We start from the raw sequence: 21,529 nt of genomic DNA on the forward strand, positions 1-21,529 counted from the left end.
AGCCCAAGCGGATAATTGCACCTCTCTGAATCTTTTAGAGAGGTGTTTTTTGTTGAATAAATGGGGGGATATCTGTTGGCAAATACACAATTATCTGCTGTAAATGATACGGCAGCAATAGGAGAACTTACGTTAGAGTCTGGAAAAGAGCTGAAAGATGTCCATATCGCTTACCAGAGAATCGGTGCTGCAAATGCACCTGCCATTTTCGTATGCCATGCACTTACAGGTAATCATTATACGTTAAACAGTGAGATGGGAGAAGGCTGGTGGGCAGGTCTATTGGGAAATGGGCAGTATATTGATTTGGAGAAATACCAGGTGATTACTTCAAATGTATTGGGAGGGTGTGACGGATCAACAGGACCACTCTCGGTCAATCCCGTTACTGGAAGTCCTTACGGAGCTGAATTTCCATTGATAACCATCAGAGACATGGTGCAGGCCCAAAAGAAACTTTTGGACGTACTCGGCTTGGGACGTCTAGAGGCAGTAATCGGCGGATCGTTAGGCGGCATGCAGGTATTAGAGTGGGGACTGATGTATCCTGATTTTATGGAGCGTCTGATCCCGATTGCCGTAACCCCTTTTCTAAGTGATTATGCGATAGGTTTCAATGCAGCGGGAAGAACGGCCATTCTCAGTGATCCCTTATGGAATAACGGACAGTACGGTAAAGAAAATACACCAAGGAAAGGGCTTGGCATTGCTCGGATGATCGGTATGCTCACTTATCGTTCGGGAGCATTGTTCAATCATCGATTTCAGCGAAAACAAACAGAGAATTGGGAAACCATTCATGAGGATGCAGCCTTTTCAGTTGAATCCTATCTTCAATACCAAGCGGATAAATTAGCGGACCGTTTTGATGCCAACAGTTACTTAACACTATTGAAAGCGATGGATACTCACGATATCGGCAGAGAAAGGGGAGGAGTAGTGGCTGCTTCCCAGAGCTATAAGGCTCAAATGCTTTGTGTTGGTTTCACCGGTGATTTGCTCTATCCTTCTGATTTAATGGAACAGTTTGTAAAAGATGTTCAAGCTGCAAATAAAAGAGCAAAATATCTTGAGGTATCCACCATGTTTGGCCATGATGGATTTCTGACAGAATTTGATAAGTGGGGGAACTTGCTCAAAGAATTTATGAGAGAAACAATAAAGACATGAGGATATCATCCTCATGTCTTTATTTATCACTATTCAACAGCTGGTTTTTCAATAACCGCCGTCTGATTAGAAGGCGTATGCTGTTCAGGGCGCTCCCGGCTAATTCTTCCGCCGCCGACGGATAAAGCGACCAAAATACCCGCTCCAATAAAAATCAAGCCTGTTAAAAATACAGTGGTAAAAGAATCACTCCATGCGGTCTGTATAGAATGAATAACGGTATCTTTAATTGTATCAGGCAATTTAAGAAGATCTGGATGGATTAAAATGCTGAACAATGCATCTGTTTTGTCTGCTAACTTTTGAAAGATCCCTTGAACCATAGGGTTCGTTTGTTCACTCACTACATCTTTCATTTTTGTTTCTAAGGAATGGTTCATCACTACATTTAGAACAGTGATACCAATCGTACCGCCAATTGAACGGAAGAACGTTGATGCAGAAGTAACAGCTCCCAGTTTTGTTTTCGGAAATTCATTTTGAATCGCGATCATTAGTGTCGGCATAACAAGACCCATTCCGAATCCCATAATAATCATATAAGCGTATGCTGTAATTTCATTGGAATCAACACCCATCGTACTCATCAAGTAGAAGCCTACTGCTGTAATGATCATGCCCGCAGTCAATACGGTTCGATAAGGAACTTTCAATAGAAGTCTTCCTCCAATTATACTCGCCAGGATGAGAGAAATCATCATCGGTGTCATGGTAGAACCAGCTTGTGTCGGAGTTACACCCAGAATACCCTGCATAAACATCGGAACGAACATGATCGCACCGAACATGCCTAAGCCCAGTAAAAACCCTAGAGCATTTGTTGTGGCAAAAACACGGTTTTTAAATAGTGAAAGATCTAGGACAGGCTCTTTTGCCTTCTTTTCTACAAATCCGAATACGATCAAGAGAACGATGGAGAAGCCGAAGATCAATCCGCTTTCCAGAGAAACCCATTCAAATTTATCTCCGCCAAACGTCAAACCAAGGAGCAATAAGACGATGGCAGGGATTAGAGTGATGATTCCAAGATAATCGATATTCACTTCTTCTTTTGGCCTTACCAGTTCATTTTTCATTCCAACAAAAATGAGGATGGCAGATAAGAGACCAAAAGGAACATTAATTAAGAAAATCCAATGCCAGCTGATCGAGTCGACTAAAAATCCACCGATGAACGGACCGATAACAGAGCTTAATCCGAAGATTGCTCCGAATACTCCCTGCCATTTCGCACGCTGTTCCGCTGTGAAAATATCTCCGATAATGGTTTGTGAAAGAGGCATGATCATACCGCCGCCAAGACCCTGCAGCCCGCGGTAGAAAATCAATTGTTCCATAGAATTCGCTGTTGCACATAACCCGGAGCCAATGACGAAAATGACGGTTCCAATCAAATAAAGGGAACGGCGTCCGTATAGATCCGAAAGCTTTCCGACGATCGGAATTATCGTAGTAGATGTAATTAAATAGGCAGTAGTTACCCAGGCAAAAATAGAAAATCCATTTAACTCACCGATAATGGTAGGCATCGCTGTACCAACCACGGTCTGTTCCATTGCGCTGAAAAACATCCCAATAATAAGGCCCAAAAGGACCATATTGCGGTTGATAGGCATTTGTTGTTCAATTTTCATATGATTGTTCTTCTCCATTCTGTTGTTATACTAATTGAATCTTTAAGTGTTAATCTTTGCTATACTCCTTCAACTAGTATTTTTACAATTCGTTTTGATCACCTTCCATGAAATGACCCCCAGTCAAATTCTCAATTTAATTAACCTACTAAACTAAAATCACTAAATCATTATATTACTGATATGACCAGTCAGTCAATCTTATAATTTAAAAAAACGCCCAAAAATTATTAGGCGTTTTTCCAGTTTTATTTAAGCAAGCAATGACAGGCCGCCGTCCACTATAATGGTTTGCCCTCTAATCATGCTGGCTGCAGGTGTACAGAGGAAATAAACCGTTTCAGCGATATCAACCGGTTCAACAATTCGTCCCGCCGGGTTCTTCTTCTTCGCTTCGTTTAAGAGTTCTTCCCGATTAGGGAAATGCTTCAGTGCATCCGTATCAACAGCTCCGCCAGATACCGCATTGACAACAATTCCTTTAGGCGCAAGTTCAACAGCAAGATAACGGGTGATTGCTTCAACCGAAGCCTTGGATACACCAACGGCTACGTAATTCGGAAGTGCTCTGATTGATCCAAGACTCGATAGAGCAACGATAGCACCTGAACCTTTTTCTGCCATAAGCATCGCTGCTTGCTGGGAGGCAAACAGGTACGCTTTTGCGTTGATGTCCTGAGTCCAATCCCAATGGCTTTCTTCAATTTCCAGCAGGGGCCTTAAAACACCGGAAGCGGCATTGTTTATAAATACATCTAGACGGCCAAAGGTTTCTTTTACTTCCGCAAACAAGGCTTTGATCTGGTCAAGGTCACCGACGTTCGCTTTCACTAAATGGACCTTAATTCCGTATTGAGATTCAAATTCTTGTTTGGTCTCTTCTGCGTCTTTCTTCTTCCTCATGAAATTCAACACGAGATCATATTCTTCGGAGGCAAATTTGGAGGCGATGGCTTTACCGATACCTCTGGTGCCGCCTGTAATTAAAGCTACTTTTCTTGTCAACAAAAACACGTCCTTTATCACATTCTGCATTTAGTACCTGGTCCTAATTCTAATTCGGTTCCCACCGAATGTCAATGATGCCCTAAACTAAGCATTTGAAAGGAAAGAAGAAGAGATATACTATATAATAGATTTTTATAGTTTTTATGATGAAAGGGATTTTTACATGACCATAGATCAATTGCAATTACCCAACGTACTGGCTGAAAAATTAAATTTTGAAAGAAATAGACGAAATGAAAACAATTCTCCTGAGTTTCAAGGTCTAATCGGATCAGAAGGGTACACAGCGGAAGATAATGAGATTGTAACAGACGCTGTGATTGCCTTGCTGATGGGGAAGAATGTTCTGCTGAAAGGGCCTACAGGTTCAGGCAAGACAAAGCTGGCGGAATACCTTTCTTCTTTATTTCAGCAGCCTCTGCATTCTATCAACTGTTCAGTGGATTTGGATGCTGAAGCATTACTGGGACATAAGACCATCTCCTACGAAAACGGACATTCTGAAATTGAATTTATTCCGGGGCCGGTAACAAAAGCGGCAGCGTTCGGCCATTTCTTATACATTGATGAGATCAATGTTTCAAAGCCAGAAACACTTCCCATCTTAAACGGTATTCTCGACTACAGACGGACAGTTACTAATCCGTTTACAGGTGATATTATTAAAGCTGCTGAGGGTTTTAACGTGATCGCAGCGATCAACGAGGGATATATTGGGACCGTTCCATTGAATGAAGCATTAAAAAACCGTTTTGTTGTTATTGAAGTCCCTTATATTCAAGGAGATACACTTTTTGAGATGCTACTATCCCATTCTCAACAGAAAGACCGCGGAATTCTAAAACAATTTGTTCAGTTTTCTTCAGATCTTGTTCAGCAGACTAAGACGGGGCAGTTATCGGAGGACGCAGCGTCCATCAGGGCTTTGCTTGACGCAGCAGACTTATCGGCCTATATGCCGCCAAAGAGGGCGATTCAGCGTGCTGTAGCTGATAAATTAGAAGACGAACGGGAAAAAACATTAATCCATAACATTTCAGATACCCTTTTTATGTAGAGTGGATGTCAAGGAGGTGAAGTAGCGCATGAAATTTTTAACATTTGCAGATACAAAAATCGATTCTTTTCTGCATATGCAGCTGATCGACCTTGCGAAAACCCTGTCCAGAGATCCAAAAATGGATGTAGAATTCTCATACCATTCTTATTTGAACAAACCTGGCCATGTGCTGCATGTCAGCCAGTTTTGGATGACCTATCCAGCCAGCCTGCAGCTTCATGGATTAAAAAGTGAAGTTTACTTAAGAAGCTATGGGAATTTCTTTTTTTCGGATCATACCTCTCTGCAAGAAGCACTTCAGTCCTTAAAAAATGAAGAGCATTTTCAATTTCTTAAGCATCTGCTTTTGTTTTCAGAAGATTTTCGCCTGGAAAAAGTATGTGTGACTAAACGGCCTGGTATGTCTGTCTCTTTCTTGGAGAGGAAGAAAGTTCTTCTTACTCATTATCATAGGCAGTACCGTCAGCATATCCAGCAAAGAAGATGGCTAGACGCGTTCTTCTGCTGTATTTTTCTGTTTGCCAACCACCGGCTCGTGCCGCTTCAAACACCATTAAAAGAATGGTATGTTGAGCTGTGCCATGATCTAATAAAATTAAACACTGCTGGAAGCACATCAGAGCTAGTTGCAGTAATTCATGATATAAAGAGAGCATTAAGAACATTTAACGAAAGAGATATGACGAGTTCTTATCTGTCGTTCTACGAATCGGAAAAGTTGAATTTTAAAGATATCTCAAGAGAAAATGAAGTAAAAGCACCACATTCACAGACTGCATCAGAAGACGAAAAAAGCAGTGATGAAACGGAACGGGAAGAAATGCCAAGCTGGCACGAAGAGACCTCTTCTCCGTCTGACTCGTTTCTTCAGTTTGATCTGGATCAAGGGACATCAACCGATTTGCTTGGTGAAGGAGGGAGGAAAGCTGAGGAAGGAGATCAGGCTTTCGGAGCGGTTCAGGCTGGAGCGAAAGATTCAAAAGGCAAGGATTTTAAAGGGGAGACTGGTGCAAGTATAGACCAAACAGACGGGCGTTCAGGGCAAGGCCTTTTTCCATACGGTGAGATGAACCGTTTTGCTGTTGAAAAAAAGATCCTACCGAAGAAGCCTTCTTTTCAGGAAGTACAGGATTATCAGGAGTTCAAATCTGCTGTACAATCTTCTGTCAGCCTGTTGAAACAAAGCTTTTTGAAGACCATAGAACATAAAAAAAATGTACCAAACCACGATTTGCATTTTGGCCGATTAAACAAAAGGCTAACACGGCTACTGACCGATAAAAATCCAAGGCTGTTCTTTAAAAAAGCGGAATCACCGCAAGAACTCGATGCCGTCTTTACTTTGCTTGTCGATTGCTCGGCCTCCATGTTTGACAAAATGGAAGAAACACAACAGGCTATTGTCCTGTTCCATGAGACCCTAAAGGCCGTCCGCATCCCACATTCCATAGTAGGCTTTTGGGAAGATGCGGCTGATGCGAAGAAAGACAGCCAGCCTAATTATTTTCAGGAAGTGATTTCGTTCACGAGCTCACTTAAAAATCAGTCTGGACCTGAAATTCTGCAGCTGGAGCCTCAGGAAGATAATCGAGATGGCTATTCCATCCGGAAAAAGGCAGAGGATTTGCTGCGCCGGAAGGAAAAACAAAAGTTTTTACTCGTCTTTTCAGATGGAGAGCCAGCGGCGTTTGATTATGAGGACCATGGCATTCTGGACACGTATGAAGCTGTAGCCAATACTCGTAAGATGGGGATTGAAACGCTGGGGATGTACATTTCTAATGGAAAAGTGACCGAGGAAGCTCAAAATCTAATGAAAAATATATATGGGAGCCATCAGGTGGTCGTACCCAGTGCAGCAGAACTCGTCAGTTATTTAGTGCCTGTCCTGCGCAAGCTTCTTTTCAGATTATCTTAAAAAAGCTTGTGTTCCAAAAATTAGCTGGCTTCATCGACAGCTATCTCATCCATTACTTGTAAAAAAGATTTGAAGGTCTCATTTAAGCAACAGCATGCGATGTTGAACTGAAAAAGAAAATCCAGGAGGGGTATCCTGGATTTTTTTAATGGTTTGTTTTCATTTTTTTTTGTTGAATATATGCGAGACGGAAGTAAAGAGTGACCGCACCCATCGCTAGGCCTGTGATCAATCCTACCCAGTATCCATACGCTTCAAGGGCAGTATAATTAGCCAGCACATAGCCAGCCGGCAACCCGATCACCCAATAGGATATTAAAGATAATACAAGCGTTACGTTTACATCCTTATACCCTCTCAGAGCTCCTTGTATGGGAGCGGCAATAGCATCGGAAAGCTGAAAAAAGACCGCATAAAGCAAAAAATGCTTCGTTAATTTTAAGACAGATGAATCGTTTGAATACATTCCGGCTACTTGGCTGGGGAAGATGAGCAAAGCTGCTGCACACAGCAAGGCAAGAATAACCGCAATTCCTATTCCGAGATAACTGTATTGCTTAGCGTCTTTATACCGATGAGCCCCGACTTCGAAACCGACCGCAATGGTAAGTGCAAAGGAGATACTCAAAGGCAGCATATAAAGAAACGAAGCAAAATTAAGTGCAGATTGATGTGCGGCAATCGTTGCTGTATTGAATGAACTCATCAGCAGCGTTACGGCTGCAAAGATACTCGTTTCAAAAAAGATGGAAAATCCAATCGGCAGCCCGATTTTTAGCTGGCTTTTCCATGCTGAAATCGAAAGGGAGTAAAACTTGCTGAAGACTTGATAATCAGAAAAAGGCAGCTTTTTGTGAATGATATAGAACGCAAGTAAAGCAATAAACCAATACGTAAGAGCAGAAGCATAACCCGAACCAACACCGCCAAGCTCCGGAAACCCCCACTTACCGAAAATCAATAAATAATTGAAGAGGGCATTGACGGGAAGTGCAGTTAACGTAATCAGCATAGACACCCTCGTTCTGCCGAGAGCATCGATAAAACAGCGGAGAACGTTATATAAGAACAGAGGAATCATACCGAACGAAAGGGCTATCAGATACCCAGAAGCTACCTCCCTTACTTGACGGTCGAGATTCATGGCATTCATCAGGGGATTTAGTACCAATAATCCAACAGCAATTACAGCAAATGAAAGAGCAAACGCAAGATAGATGCTCTGTATGACAGCGTACGGTACTTTTTCTTTATTTCCGGCACCATTATATTGGGAAATGATGGGGGTAAGCGCCATCAATATTCCGCTTAATCCAGTAAAAACAGGGACCCAGATGCTTGAACCGATCGCTACACCAGCAAGCTGTTTCGGGCCTGAGTGGCCGGACATAACTGTATCAAGAAAATTCATCGCGAATAATCCGATCTGTGTAACCAATACAGGAAGCACCAGCTTGATGAACAATAAAATTTTTTGCTTGATCGTTTGGGTTTTTTCCATTTCATATTCCTTTTCCAAGTCTGTAATAATGGAAATTATAACATATGGGCAAAGAGGGGAGGGCAGTTATTTCGCAGGAAGTAAGATGAAAAACACAAAAGAAAAGGGGCTGTCCTGAAAGTCGAAAATTGACCTTCAGGCAGCTCCTTTGACGTGAAAAATCTTCAATGAAAAGTTGATTGGAGTGCAAGGTGCGAGACTCCTGCGGGACTAGCGTGACAGGTGAGACTCCCGCCGGCGCTAGCGCCAAAAAGTAGGCGTTCACGCCGGTAAGGCTCACCGCACGCCCCGCGGAAAGCGAGCAGCCTGGAGCGGAGATCAACAGCTACCAGACTTCTTGGACAGCCCCTTTTACAATTTAGGAAGAATGAACAACCAAATGTTTTTTCAGTTCGTTCATGAACTCGTGGAATTGTGGAATATTCATTTGCTGTGCAGAATCAGATAGAGCAACAGCTGGATCCGGATGAACTTCAGCCATTACACCGTCAGCACCGATCGCTAGCGCTGCTTTTGCCGCAGGAAGCAATAGATCCCTTCTTCCGGTAGAGTGGGTCACATCGACCATAACTGGAAGGTGAGTTTCTTTTTTAAGAATCGGAACAGCAGAGATATCGAGCGTATTCCGTGTTGCTTTTTCATACGTACGGATTCCGCGCTCACAGAGAATGATTTGGTCGTTTCCTTGAGCTAGGATGTATTCTGCTGCGTACATGAACTCTTCAATCGTTGCAGATAGACCGCGTTTTAATAATACTGGCTTTCTGATCGCGCCAGCTGCTTTTAAAAGTTCGAAGTTTTGCATGTTGCGTGCACCGATTTGAACGACGTCCACATAATCCAAAGCTTCTTCCAGATCGTTTGGATTTAAAATCTCACTGATAACAGCGAGGTTCTCTTCATCAGCAACTTGTCTTAAGATTTTAAGTCCTTCCATGCCAAGACCTTGGAAATCATAAGGAGAAGTACGGGGTTTAAACGCTCCGCCGCGCATAAGCGTCAATCCTTGATCTTTTAATGCTTTTGCCACTTGTTTGACCTGATCGTAGCTTTCAACCGCACAAGGTCCCATCACAAAATGCTGCTCACCTGTTCCAATAAGCTCGCCTTTTATGTTTATAATGGTATCATCAGGTTTCTTTTTACGGGAAACCAGCAGCGCTTTACGGTTATCATCTTCCTGCAGCTCCAGGCTGGCTTTGAAAATTTGTTTAAAAATATATTGAAGGGTAGACGTTTCGAACGGCCCTTTATTACGGTCTTCAATCAGATCAAGAAGCTTGCGTTCACGTACAGGGTCAAAACGCTTAACACCCTGCATTTCTTTTAATTTTCCAATCTCTTGTACGATGGAAGCACGGTCGTTTAACAAATCAAGAATCTTTTGATCGACGGATTCGATCTCACTGCGAAGTTCTTCCAGTTCTTTTGACATCCTAAGCTCCTCCTCATGATTTATAAAATAGGTGTTTACTCCTTCAAAATTGTTTCTTTCATAAGGGCGGCGCCGGCCCTTTTTCGAATAATTTTTTGAGTATTGTTTGCTACTTTAAAGCACGATAGTATATCTTGTCAAGGGGTTATTTTCAGATTTCTTCAAAGCTTTGTTAATTTTCAAAAATATGGGCCATCCCTCTTTACAATCGCCTCTAACCGTGTTAAAACTTGATATAATACAATTAAACGATCGCAATGACAGGCAACAGTAGTATTCTTCTCCCTGTTTTAAGAGAGCTGGTGGACGGTGCGAACCAGTACAAAGGAGAATGCGAATTACACCCTCGAGCTTCCTTTTTGAACGATCTTGTTTCATGGTTCAGTAGAAAAGGACGGTTTACTCCGTTATCCGTGAATGAAGTGGCGGAATGTTTTTTTCCGCAATGAGGGTGGTACCGCGAATAAATTCGTCCCTGCTATTTATAGCAGGGACTTTTTTGTATTCCTAAAGAAAAATAAGGAGGCAATATTATGAGGTATTTAACTGCCGGAGAATCACACGGCCCGCAGCTCACAACTATACTGGAAGGCATTCCATCAGGACTGCCACTGACAGCAGCAGAAATTAACGAAGAACTCTCCCGCAGGCAGAAAGGGCATGGCCGCGGAAGAAGGATGCAGATTGAAAAGGACCAAGCTATTATCAACAGTGGTGTCCGCCACGGCTATACGCTCGGATCTCCGATAACTCTTGCCGTAGAGAACCGGGATTTTAAACACTGGACGAAGATCATGGGGGCTGAACCTTTGGAAGAGGACAGTGATGAAGTAAAACGCCAGATCACAAGACCTAGACCGGGGCATGCTGATCTAAACGGAGCCATCAAGTATAACCATAGAGATATGAGGAACGTTTTGGAACGGTCATCTGCCAGAGAGACTACAGTGAGGGTAGCGGCAGGTGCAGTAGCAAAACAGCTTCTGAAGGAGCTTGGGATAAAAGTCGGCGGCCACGTGATTGAAATTGGAGGAGTCGTGGCGGAGCAGCTATCCTTTGAATCCATAGAAGACCTCCAGGAAAGAACAGAAGCTTCTCCTGTACGTTGTTTGGATGAAAAGGCTGGAAAGAAAATGATGCGTGCCATCGACGAGGCGAAGGAGAAGGGTGACTCAATCGGAGGCATCGTTGAAGTGATCGTAGAAGGCATGCCGGTCGGGGTTGGAAGCTATGTTCATTATGATCGGAAGCTTGATGCAAAGCTTGCAGCGGCCATCATGAGCATCAACGCATTTAAAGGTGCAGAGATCGGCATCGGATTCGAAGCCGCTCATAAACCGGGAAGCCTCGTTCATGACGAAATCCTTTGGAATGAAGAAGATGGTTATACTCGACGAACCAATAACGCTGGCGGATTAGAGGGAGGAATGACGACCGGAATGCCAATCGTCGTCAGAGGCGTAATGAAACCAATTCCAACTCTATACAAACCTCTTCAAAGTATTGACATTGATTCTAAGGAACCATTCCAGGCCAGCATTGAACGTTCAGACAGCTGCGCAGTGCCGGCAGCGAGCGTGGTAGCGGAAGCTGTGGTTGCTTGGGAGCTGGCAGCAGTCATTGTTGAACAGTTCGGAGTAGACAACATGGAACGAATTAAAGAAAATATCGGACGGCATAACCGTCAGGCGCGTGAGTTTTAATGGAAACCCTGAAGATTAACACGGAGTCCAAGCGATACCCCGTCTTCATAGGAGGAACTGTTCTCGATGAACTGCCTGATTTCATTCAGGCTTTGTCTTCAAAAGTGACGAGTATCCTTATACTATCTGATGAGACCGTAAGCAGCCTTTATCTCAAAGAAACGGCAGGGAAACTTGAAAGTATCGGCCAATCGCTGCATTCCTTTGTTGTACCGAGCGGCGATAAGGAAAAATCATTTCATAATTATTATGAGTGTCTGACGTTCGCTCTTGAACAAGGATTGGATCGACATTCGTTGATCCTCGCCCTTGGCGGAGGAATGATCGGAGACCTAGCCGGTTTTGTAGCAGGAACATATATGAGAGGCATCCGTTTCATACAAGTGCCAACAACTCTATTAGCTCATGACAGTGCGGTAGGCGGAAAAACGGGGATCAATCACCCTCTCGGAAAAAACATGGTCGGCGTTTTCCATCAACCCGAAGCAGTTTTTTATTCTACTGCTTTTTTGAAATCTCTGCCCGAAGCAGAATGGAGATCAGGATTTGCAGAAGTCATCAAGCATTCTCTTATTGCTGATGAGGAATTCTATCATTGGCTCGTTAAAGAAGTTTCTGGATTACAAGATATTTCTGAAGATAAACTGGCTTATTTATTGAAGAGAGCTATTTCAATAAAAGCACAAGTCGTATCACAAGATGAGAGAGAAAGCGGATTGCGTGCGATCTTGAATTTTGGCCATACCCTCGGACATGCGATTGAGAGCAAAGCTGGTTATGGTGCGATCTCCCATGGAGATGCCGTATCAATCGGAATGCGGTTCGCATTGAAGCTCAGCGAATCTATCTCTGGCAAAAATCTTCATTATAATATGATCAGTGATTGGCTTCATGATTATCAATTTCCTGCACTTCCTCCTCAACTGGAAGCAGTAGAGTTGCTTGAAACCATGAAGAGAGATAAAAAATCGACGATGGGCCATGTGAATATGGTGCTTCTAGAGGAGATTGGACGAGCCTATGTTCAAGAAGTCAGTGACTCCTTCCTATTAGACTCTCTCCAAGAATTTATTTTGACAGACAAGGAGCAATACAGTGAATAAACGGGTTCTGCTGATTGGATTAGGCCTTATTGGCGGATCCATCGCAATGGCTATAAAAAAAGAACATTCTTGCACCATCATAGGACATGATATTTCTGCCGATCATGCCAACCTCGCAAAACGGCTAAGTATCATTGACACAATCTGTACTGATCTCCAAAAAGAAGCAGAGATGGCCGATCTGATTGTATTGGCTACACCGGTGGAGGAAACGGAAAGACTGCTTGAATGGTTTTCTGACTTTACCATCCCCCCAGGTGCCCTCATCACAGATGTAGGCAGCACAAAATCGAGAATCATGGAAAAAGCTTCTTCCATAGTAGATAAAGGCATTACATTCATCGGAGGGCATCCGATGGCCGGATCTCATAAATCAGGACCGGGCAGTGCCAAAGCACATCTGTTTGAAAATGCGTTCTATATGATCACACCTGGGCCAGAAACTCCTGACCAAAGAATAGAAGAATTAAAGGACTGGCTAAAAGGGACACGTGCAAAATTCATCGTCATGGATGCCGAGAAACACGATCTTCTTACCGGGGTCGTCAGTCACTTTCCCCATGTCGTCGCAGCGAGCCTTGTACGCCAAGTAGAGCATTATTCCCACTCACACCATCAAGTTAACGACCTTGCTGCTGGCGGCTTTAAAGATATCACTAGAATCGCTTCCAGCAGTCCTGTTATGTGGAAAGACATTATCAAGCACAACAAGGAAAACATTTTAACCTTTATTGATGAATGGATCATGGAAATGGAATGTGTGAAGGATCTTGTTAAAAGCGGAAGCGACCAAGGATTGCTTGATTACTTTTCAGGTGCAAAACAATATCGGGATGCTCTTCCGATTAAAGCCAAAGGTGCTATCACATCGTTTTATGATCTGTATGTAGACATTATCGATGATGTCGGAGTGATTTCCCGTGTTACCTCTATTCTTGCTGAGAAAAAGATCAGCATTACGAATATCCGAGTGATTGAGGCAAGAGAGGATATTTACGGAGTACTTCGAGTCAGCTTCCAGTCGGAGGGGGACCGCCAGCAAGCAAAAGAGAGTCTTGAACACCTGCAATTTACCACCTACATTGCAATGTAGCAAAGGAGGCCAATTTGATGTCAAAACAATTAAAGCCAGTTTCCGGTCTGCAAGGAACCATCCAAATTCCTGGAGATAAATCCATCTCTCACCGGGCGGTTATGTTCGGTTCAATTGCTGAAGGACGTACAACTGTTCAAGGATTCCTTCCTGGAGATGATTGTTTAAGTACCATTGATTGCTTCAGAAAAATGGGAGTCAGCATTCATCAGGAAAATGACACAGTTATAATAGAAGGAAAAGGGTTAGAAGGGCTCAAAGAACCTGTTGATATTTTGGATGTCGGAAACTCCGGCACTACGATTCGGCTTATGCTTGGCATCCTTGCAAATACACCATTTCATTCCTGTATTACCGGTGATGCATCCATTGCAAAACGGCCAATGAAAAGGGTAACCGGCCCGTTAAGGAGTATGGGTGCTGCCATTGAAGGAAGAGATGAAGGGAATTTTGTTCCTTTAAGCATACGAGGAGGCCAATGCAAGGGGACCGATTATCAGTCACCGGTTGCCAGTGCACAAGTGAAATCAGCGATCTTGCTTGCAGGGGTATCTGCTGAAGGAACAACATCTGTTACAGAACCACATAAATCCCGTGATCATACTGAGCGGATGCTTGGAGCGTTTGGCTGCAAGGTAGCTGTCGATGGCAACACAGCAAGTATAAAAGGAGGTCAAGTTTTAAAAGGAACACATATAGAAGTACCCGGAGATATTTCTTCTGCCGCTTTTTTCCTTGTCGCTGGCTCCATTGTACCCGAGAGTGAGATCACTTTGAAAAAAGTAGGGATGAATCCAACGAGGACAGGGATCATCGATGTTCTAAAACAAATGGGCGCAGATATTACCATTTCACCGATTGAAGGGGAGGGTGCTGAGCCGTACGCGGACCTTACAGTAAGAACTTCAAAACTTAAAGGAATTGAGATCAGCGGAGAGATCATTCCCAGGTTAATAGATGAGATTCCGATTATTGCTCTGGCTGCCACTCAAGCATCAGGGACAACAGTGATCAAAGATGCGGCGGAATTAAAAGTGAAAGAAACAAACAGGATTGATACTGTCGTTCACGAACTGCAAAAAACGGGCGCAAAAATTGAAGCGACCTCAGATGGGATGATCATTAGCGAAACATCATTACTAAAGGGAGCCGAAGTAGACAGCCATGGAGATCACCGGATCGGCATGATGCTCGCTGTCGCATCCTGCCTGTGTAAAGGTGAAACCACGCTGTTAAACAGTGAGGCTGTAGCCGTTTCGTATCCTGGTTTTTTCGGAGAGCTCGATCACCTGCAGAGCAAAAATATCAGAGTTTAGTTTGCACACCTTTATTATAGTAGAAAAAATTCAGTACAGAGCATAAACTGCGGAGAGGCTAATGCGCCTCTCCGCTTTTTAAGTTGTATGTGAAGGAGTTCTTTACATTCTTGCTTGGATGTATGCCCAAAGGATATGGTATGATACAATCATTGAGAGTATGGAATTAGCGAAGGAGAAATATAACTATGATCACAGTAACAAATGTAGGTCTCCGCTACGGCGACCGAAAGCTTTTTGAAGATGTAAACATTAAGTTCACCCCAGGAAACTGCTATGGCTTGATCGGAGCTAACGGAGCTGGAAAATCAACGTTTATCAAAATTCTGTCCGGTGAAATCGAACCTCAAACCGGAGATGTAAATATAACACCCGGCGAACGTCTTGCTGTCTTAAAACAAAACCACTTCGAATACGAAGAAAATGAAGTACTGCAAACCGTTATTATGGGGCATGCCCGCTTGTACCAAATCATGCAGGAAAAAGACGCGATCTATATGAAAGCCGATTTCTCTGATGAAGACGGAATTAAAGCTGCCGAGCTTGAAGGCGAATTCGCAGAGCTGAACGGCTGGGAGGCAGAGTCTGAAGCTGCCATCCTTTTAAAAGGATTAGGTATCGGTGAAGATCTTCATTATAAAAAGATGGCTGACCTTTCAGGGTCTGAAAAAGTAAAAGTATTGCTTGCTCAGGCTTTATTTGGGAAACCGGATATTCTGCTTCTGGATGAGCCGACAAACCACTTGGATCTGCGTGCGATCCAATGGCTTGAAGAATTTTTGATCAACTTTGAAAACACAGTTATTGTGGTCTCCCATGACCGCCACTTCTTGAATAAAGTTTGTACCCACATGGCAGATTTGGATTTTGGAAAGATTCAGCTTTATGTTGGAAACTATGATTTCTGGTATGAGTCCAGCCAGCTTGCATTAAAAATGGCACAGGAACAAAACAAGAAAAAAGAAGAGAAAATCAAAGAACTTCAAAATTTCGTTGCCCGATTCAGTGCGAATGCATCTAAATCAAAACAGGCAACCTCCAGAAAAAAATTGCTCGACAAAATCTCGTTGGATGATATTCGGCCCTCTACCCGGCGTTATCCTTTCGTAAACTTTTCCATTGACCGTGAAATCGGCAATGACCTTCTTATGGTGAAGGACCTCAACAAAACCATTGATGGGGAAAAAGTATTAAACAACGTTAGCTTTACAATGAATAAGGGTGATAAAATTGCATTTGTCGGCAAAGACGAAAACGCAGTAACTGTCCTCTTTAAAATCTTAATGGGTGAAATGGAAGCAGACAGCGGCAGCTTCAAATGGGGAGTTACAACATCACAGGCTTATTTCCCAAAAGATAATACTTCCTATTTTGAAAATAATGAGCTTAACCTTGTTGACTGGCTGCGCCAATACTCTCCTGTCGATCAATCAGAAAGCTTTTTGCGTGGTTTCTTGGGACGTATGCTGTTTTCCGGTGAAGAAGTACTGAAAAAATCAAAAGTACTTTCTGGAGGAGAAAAGGTCCGCTGCATGCTTTCCAAAATGATGCTCAGCGGCAGCAATGTCTTATTATTGGATGATCCGACAAATCACCTGGATCTAGAATCCATTACTGCATTGAACAATGGTTTGATCAGCTACAAAGGGTCCATCTTATTTACATCTCATGACCATCAATTTGTTCAAACCATCGCAAACAGAATTGTTGAAATTACACCGAATGGACTTCTTGATAAACAAATGTCCTATGATGAATTTCTTGAAAACGAAGAGCTTCAAAAACAAAGAGAAAAGATGTACAAATAAAAAAACGGCCCTCGGCCGTTTTTTTATTTGTACAAACTTCCAATTGCCAGCAAAAAAGTGGTATTGAATAGTCTCGAAAAGCACCGGTACAGCTCTAAGTTTACTTTTTATTTTTTGAGGTAATTATAACCAGATAAAGACAGTTAACAAGCCAAAGAGAAAAGCAGCAGCAAGAGATAAAACAATTAATGAAACGGAATAAAAATAATCGGGAAATATAGACTATATACTTCTAATGCAATCGTACTATATTGGGAATTTTATGTAAATTCCATTTATCTGAAAATATTAACATTTCTTTCTATGAATTGTGATTGATATGGTAGAATTATTTCCCATTGTCTGAATTCCCTTGTTTTTTAAATTTTTTCTTTGTATAGTGTGAATATTATTAATTTAGAAAGGATGCTGAAATGTTTCAAGATATTAATTATTTCCGCTTTGGGGAAGCTGGAATTCTCATGGAATTTGGCCATGAGGTCAGTGAAGAAATGAATCAGCAAATTCATGAAATCTCTGGATGGCTCAATGAGAATCCTTTTGATGGGTTTATTGAAACAATTCCTGCTTACACCACACTTACTGTACTATACGATCCTATGAAATTTGTACACCCTGAAAAATCAGCATTCGAACTGGCAAAAAATCGGGTTGAAATTCGTATTGAATCTATGCCAAAAGAAAGCGCTGCCGCAGGAAGGGTAATAAGAATTCCAGTTTGTTACGGGGGAGACTTTGGTCCTGACCTTCAGAACGTGGCGAAATTTAACAAGCTTACAGAAAAAGAAGTGATAAAAATACATACTGAGAAGACCTGCTACGTATATATGCTCGGCTTCGCGCCAGGGTTTCCTTTCTTAGGAGGCATGTCTTCTGAAATTGCTGCTCCAAGGCTTTCCTCTCCCCGCCTGTCCATTCCAAAAGGAAGCGTGGGAATTGCAGGAGAACAGACAGGGATTTACCCAATTGAAACTCCCGGTGGCTGGCAATTGATCGGCAGGACGCCCCTGGAACTGTTCAGGCCTACTGAAAATCCGCCAACACTGCTTGAGGCTGGAGATCAAGTTGAGTTTTATGAGATTACAACAGAAGAATATCATTCATGGGAGGCTGAAGATGACCATCAAGATTGATAAACCTGGGATGCTGACCAGCCTTCAGGATCTCGGACGCTATACTTATCAGCAATATGGGGTCATTGTAAATGGAGCGATGGATCCTTTTGCACATACTGCAGCCAATCTGCTAGTTGGAAATCCTGAAGGAGAAGCAACGCTTGAAGTCACACTGACCGGCCCTAAGCTTACTTTTGGGATAGATACTTACATTGCTATCTGCGGTGCTGATCTCACCCCGTCTATTAATGAAAAACCCATTGAGAACTGGAGAACAATCTCCGTTAAACAAGGGGATGTTCTGGAATTCGGAAAGTGCAAGTGGGGATGCCGGGCCTACATTGCTGTAGCTGGAGGTTTTGATACTAAGCGGGAGATGGGGAGCAAAAGCACATATTTGCGTGCAGGCATTGGAGGTTACAAAGGCAGAGCACTCAAAGAAGGTGATACTCTATCAGTCTGTTCAGATGGAGACTCCTTTCATCCGGTTTCATTAAATTGGTTTGTAAGTCATGAATTAAGAGCAGTTTACTCAAATAAGAACACCATCCGAGCAGTTAAAGGAAGACATTTTGAACTTTTTACAAAGGAAAGCCAAGCAGCTTTTTTTAATGAAGGATTTAAGATCTCTACTCAGTCCGACAGAATGGGATATAGGGCTGAGGGTACGGCCCTGCAGCTGGAAGAACAACGAGAGATCCTTTCCGAGCCTGTCCTTTTTGGAACCGTTCAAGTTCCATCAGAAGGCAAGCCCATCATATTAATGGCCGATCGCCAAACGACAGGCGGATATCCCAAAATTGCACAGGCGGCGTATGTTGACTTGCCAAAGCTTGCACAGGCAAAACCGGGAGACTCGATTGTCTTTCAAGAGATATCAGACGAAGAAGCACAGATTAATTATATAATTCAAAAAATACAGCTGAACTACTTAAAAACCGGAATCGGCTTAAAGAACAGGGAGAGGTGAGGACATGAATTTTTCGGTAGACTTGAATTGTGACATGGGTGAAAGTTTTGGCCGTTATCAAATTGGCTTTGATGAAGAAATGATGGATTTTATTTCATCCGCTAATATTGCTTGCGGTTTTCACGCTGGCGACCCTTCTATTATGAAACACACTGTTCAGCTCGCTTTAGAAAAAAAGGTAGCCATTGGAGCGCATCCAGGTTTGCCTGACCTCATGGGGTTTGGACGCCGAAATATGTATCTTACTCCTGAGGAAGCCTATGAATATGTCCTTTATCAAGTTGGAGCATTATCAGCCTTTGTACGAGCAGAAGGCGGAAGGCTTCGCCATGTCAAACCGCATGGAGCTTTGTACAACATGGCTGCGGTTAACAAGGATCTCTCTCTCGGAATTGCTAAGGCGGTCTATAACATGGATCCTGATGTAACTCTGTTTGGACTTGCGGGGAGCCAGTTGATTGAAGCTGGAAAAGAAATTGGGCTCCAAACATGCAGTGAAGTTTTTGCTGACCGAACCTATCAGGCTGACGGCACACTTACTCCAAGAAACGAACCGAACAGTGTTTTGACCGATGATCAGCAAGCGGCCGATCAAGTCATAAAGATGGTGAAGTACGATAAGGTAGGCACTCCTGCCGGCGATATCGGAATTAAAGCAGAGACCATCTGTATCCACGGTGATGGAGAGCATGCCCTGTCTTTTGCACAAAAGATAAACAAAGCATTCGAGAAAGAAGGCATTCAACGACTACAACACAGATAAGCGAGGTAAACGAATGAATCAAAAAAGCAATTGGCAGCTCCTGTTAGGGGCCGCATTTTTAATGGCAACATCTGCTATCGGGCCAGGATTCTTAACACAGACTACTGTATTTACACAATCTTTAGCTGCAAGCTTCGGATTTGTTATTTTAATATCCATTCTTCTTGATATCGGAGCACAATTAAACGTTTGGCGAATTATCGCTGTGTCTGAGCGAAAAGCGCAGGATATAGCGAATTTGATGCTTCCGGGACTCGGCTATTTCATTGCTCTGCTTGTTGTTATTGGCGGACTTGCTTTCAATATCGGAAACGTGGGGGGAGCTGGTCTGGGAATCAATGTAATGTTCGGCGGAATTTCTCCTGAGGCTGGTGCAGCGATCAGCGGGGCGATTGCCATCTCCATTTTCTTGGTTAAAGAAGCCGGAAAAGCGATGGACCGTTTTACACTGGTCGCAGGTTTTGTTATGGTAGCTCTCACAGTTTATGTTGCGATTACTTCCTCGCCGCCAGTAGGTGAAGCAGTGGCAAAGACATTTGCACCTGACAAAATTGATTTTGCAGCTATCGTTACTCTCGTCGGCGGAACGGTCGGCGGATATATTACATTTGCCGGTGGACATCGACTGCTTGATGCTGGTGTTAAAGGTGAAAAAGCGTTAGGGGAAGTGAACAAAAGTGCAGTATCGGCTATCGGGATCGCCTCGATTATGCGGATTTTCCTCTTCCTTGCAGCTCTTGGAGTCGTAGCAAGCGGCGCAACATTAAATCCTGACAATCCGCCAGCATCCGTATTTCAGCATGCCGCAGGAAACATAGGCTACAAGCTTTTTGGAATTGTGATGTGGTCGGCTGCAGTTACGTCAATAATCGGTGCTGCCTACACGTCTGTTTCATTCATCCGAACGTTTCATCCTAAACTTGAAAAATACGGAAACCTATTGATTGTAGTCTTTATCTTATTCTCAACACTATGCTTTGTCGCGATTGGAAATCCAGTTAAAATCCTAGTGTTTGTAGGGGCATTAAATGGAATGATCCTGCCGATCATGCTCGGTGTTATGCTTGTCGCTGCCTACAATAAAAAAATTGTCGGTTCTTATAAGCATCCGTTATGGATGACCATCGTAGGCGCTATTATCGTCATCGGTATGGCAGCCATGGGTATTGATACTTTCATGAGTCTTTAATACTTTTCAAATTCATCCTGAAACCTTTACAATATAAACTACGAAAGAGGTGAGCAGGTTGAAAAATTTAAATGAATGGTTTCAAAAAGCTTTAACAAAAGACGAATATATTGAAAGTATGCAAGTCAATAAGGAAGAGCTGATGTCGATCTACAACAGCTTCTCCCTTACTGAGGAAGACAAGGATTTTTATCAGCAGTTTCCTGTTCTTGAACTGAAGGCAGCAGTGCTGACGGCTGACTGGTGCGGTGATGCTTTGCTATGTGTTCCGGTCATTCAGAGAATTGCAGAATATGCTGGTATCGAGCTGCGCTTTTTAATCCGTGATGAAAATCTTGAGCTTATGGATCGATATTTAACGAACGGTACAGCGCGCGCCATTCCGAAATTCATTTTCATGGATCAAGAGGGAAATGAGAAAGCGGTATGGGGGCCTCGTTCTCCAGAGGTACAGTCTCTGATCATGCACGAACGAAGCACTTTGCCTGCAAAGGAAGATCCATCTTTTGAAGAAAAACAAAAAGAGATGTACAAGAATTTCAGAGCTCGGATGACAACAGACCAAGCTCTATGGGAATCCGTCAATAAAAGCATAAAAGAGGAACTGAAAAATCTTTTGTAAGAACAGCTTAAGGGAGCAGCTCAAAAATGGAGCTGCTCCCTTTGTCATGCAGGCAAACTATTTTGTCATAAATTTGGCACCCACTATAATAGAGAAATAAGACGCAGAGAACTGAAAGAAT

The 21,529-nt window shown here is 43.0% G+C and carries 18 protein-coding genes and 1 other annotated feature; of the genes, 13 read left to right on the forward strand and 5 right to left on the reverse strand.

The window, feature by feature from the left end; genetic code table 11:
• The first annotated feature begins 75 nt into the window (after positions 1 to 75).
• Positions 76 to 1,170: a homoserine O-acetyltransferase MetX gene (gene metX / locus AR335_RS03815; protein ID WP_231689114.1), complete on the forward strand. Its 1,095-nt coding sequence runs from the start codon at positions 76 to 78 to the stop codon at positions 1,168 to 1,170.
• Positions 1,171 to 1,199: 29 nt separating this feature from the next.
• On the opposite strand, the gene AR335_RS03820 is transcribed toward metX, so the two are convergent.
• Both AR335_RS03820 and fabL read right to left on the reverse strand, forming a co-directional pair.
• Positions 1,200 to 2,804, reverse strand: a complete 1,605-nt coding sequence (locus AR335_RS03820) for an MDR family MFS transporter (protein WP_062232133.1) — start codon at positions 2,802 to 2,804, stop codon at positions 1,200 to 1,202.
• A 252-nt stretch (positions 2,805 to 3,056) separates the two neighbouring features.
• Positions 3,057 to 3,809: an enoyl-[acyl-carrier-protein] reductase FabL gene (fabL, locus tag AR335_RS03825; RefSeq protein ID WP_231689113.1), complete on the reverse strand. Its 753-nt coding sequence runs from the start codon at positions 3,807 to 3,809 to the stop codon at positions 3,057 to 3,059.
• A 166-nt stretch (positions 3,810 to 3,975) separates the two neighbouring features.
• On the opposite strand from fabL, the gene AR335_RS03830 reads away from it, so the two are divergent.
• Complete coding sequence (locus AR335_RS03830; protein WP_062232135.1) at positions 3,976 to 4,869, forward strand: ATP-binding protein; 894 nt, start codon at positions 3,976 to 3,978, stop codon at positions 4,867 to 4,869.
• Positions 4,870 to 4,897: 28 nt separating this feature from the next.
• Positions 4,898 to 6,790 carry a vWA domain-containing protein gene (locus AR335_RS03835; RefSeq protein ID WP_062232137.1) on the forward strand — a complete coding sequence of 631 codons (1,893 nt, stop codon included), beginning with the start codon at positions 4,898 to 4,900 and terminating at the stop codon, positions 6,788 to 6,790.
• 145 nt (positions 6,791 to 6,935) lie between these two features.
• Here AR335_RS03835 and AR335_RS03840 read toward each other — a convergent pair whose 3' ends face one another.
• From AR335_RS03840 to AR335_RS03845, 3 genes are read right to left on the reverse strand one after another with little or no spacing between them, the layout of a single operon-like run.
• Entirely contained in the window at positions 6,936 to 8,291 is a 1,356-nt protein-coding gene (locus AR335_RS03840) for an MATE family efflux transporter (RefSeq protein ID WP_062232139.1), read from the reverse strand.
• Between the two features lies 1 nt (position 8,292).
• Entirely contained in the window at positions 8,293 to 8,613 is a 321-nt protein-coding gene (locus AR335_RS23550) for a hypothetical protein (RefSeq protein ID WP_156418837.1), read from the reverse strand.
• A gap of 36 nt (positions 8,614 to 8,649) precedes the next feature.
• Positions 8,650 to 9,726, reverse strand: a complete 1,077-nt coding sequence (locus AR335_RS03845) for a bifunctional 3-deoxy-7-phosphoheptulonate synthase/chorismate mutase (protein ID WP_062232141.1) — start codon at positions 9,724 to 9,726, stop codon at positions 8,650 to 8,652.
• 248 nt (positions 9,727 to 9,974) lie between these two features.
• Positions 9,975 to 10,206 (forward strand) — a binding site (T-box leader).
• A gap of 53 nt (positions 10,207 to 10,259) precedes the next feature.
• Here AR335_RS03845 and aroC point away from each other — a divergent pair.
• The 10 genes from aroC (at position 10,260) to AR335_RS03895 (ending at position 21,408) form a co-directional block, all read left to right on the forward strand.
• Entirely contained in the window at positions 10,260 to 11,429 is a 1,170-nt protein-coding gene (aroC, locus tag AR335_RS03850) for a chorismate synthase (RefSeq protein WP_062232144.1), read from the forward strand.
• Complete coding sequence (gene aroB / locus AR335_RS03855) at positions 11,429 to 12,532, forward strand: 3-dehydroquinate synthase (protein WP_062232146.1); 1,104 nt, start codon at positions 11,429 to 11,431, stop codon at positions 12,530 to 12,532. Before aroC ends, aroB begins: the two co-directional genes overlap by 1 nt.
• Positions 12,525 to 13,625, forward strand: a complete 1,101-nt coding sequence (locus AR335_RS03860) for a prephenate dehydrogenase (RefSeq protein WP_062232147.1) — start codon at positions 12,525 to 12,527, stop codon at positions 13,623 to 13,625. Before aroB ends, AR335_RS03860 begins: the two co-directional genes overlap by 8 nt.
• Before the next feature lie 17 nt (positions 13,626 to 13,642).
• Positions 13,643 to 14,941 carry a 3-phosphoshikimate 1-carboxyvinyltransferase gene (aroA, locus tag AR335_RS03865; protein WP_062232149.1) on the forward strand — a complete coding sequence of 433 codons (1,299 nt, stop codon included), beginning with the start codon at positions 13,643 to 13,645 and terminating at the stop codon, positions 14,939 to 14,941.
• Positions 14,942 to 15,129: 188 nt separating this feature from the next.
• A complete protein-coding gene (locus tag AR335_RS03870) occupies positions 15,130 to 16,749 on the forward strand; it encodes an ABC-F family ATP-binding cassette domain-containing protein (protein WP_062232151.1) in 1,620 nt (539 codons plus the stop codon).
• Between the two features lie 413 nt (positions 16,750 to 17,162).
• Positions 17,163 to 17,882, forward strand: a complete 720-nt coding sequence (gene pxpB, locus AR335_RS03875) for a 5-oxoprolinase subunit PxpB (protein ID WP_062232153.1) — start codon at positions 17,163 to 17,165, stop codon at positions 17,880 to 17,882.
• Entirely contained in the window at positions 17,866 to 18,834 is a 969-nt protein-coding gene (locus AR335_RS03880; RefSeq protein WP_053354280.1) for a biotin-dependent carboxyltransferase family protein, read from the forward strand. Before pxpB ends, AR335_RS03880 begins: the two co-directional genes overlap by 17 nt.
• A gap of 4 nt (positions 18,835 to 18,838) precedes the next feature.
• Complete coding sequence (locus tag AR335_RS03885; RefSeq protein WP_062232154.1) at positions 18,839 to 19,597, forward strand: LamB/YcsF family protein; 759 nt, start codon at positions 18,839 to 18,841, stop codon at positions 19,595 to 19,597.
• A gap of 13 nt (positions 19,598 to 19,610) precedes the next feature.
• Positions 19,611 to 20,786, forward strand: a complete 1,176-nt coding sequence (locus AR335_RS03890) for an NRAMP family divalent metal transporter (RefSeq protein WP_062232156.1) — start codon at positions 19,611 to 19,613, stop codon at positions 20,784 to 20,786.
• A 58-nt stretch (positions 20,787 to 20,844) separates the two neighbouring features.
• A complete protein-coding gene (locus tag AR335_RS03895) occupies positions 20,845 to 21,408 on the forward strand; it encodes a thioredoxin family protein (protein ID WP_156316203.1) in 564 nt (187 codons plus the stop codon).
• Positions 21,409 to 21,529: the final 121 nt, after the last annotated feature.

Source organism: Fictibacillus sp. FJAT-27399, assembly GCF_001510655.1.
In the GTDB taxonomy this organism is placed as follows: domain Bacteria; phylum Bacillota; class Bacilli; order Bacillales; family Fictibacillaceae; genus Fictibacillus_C; species Fictibacillus_C marinisediminis.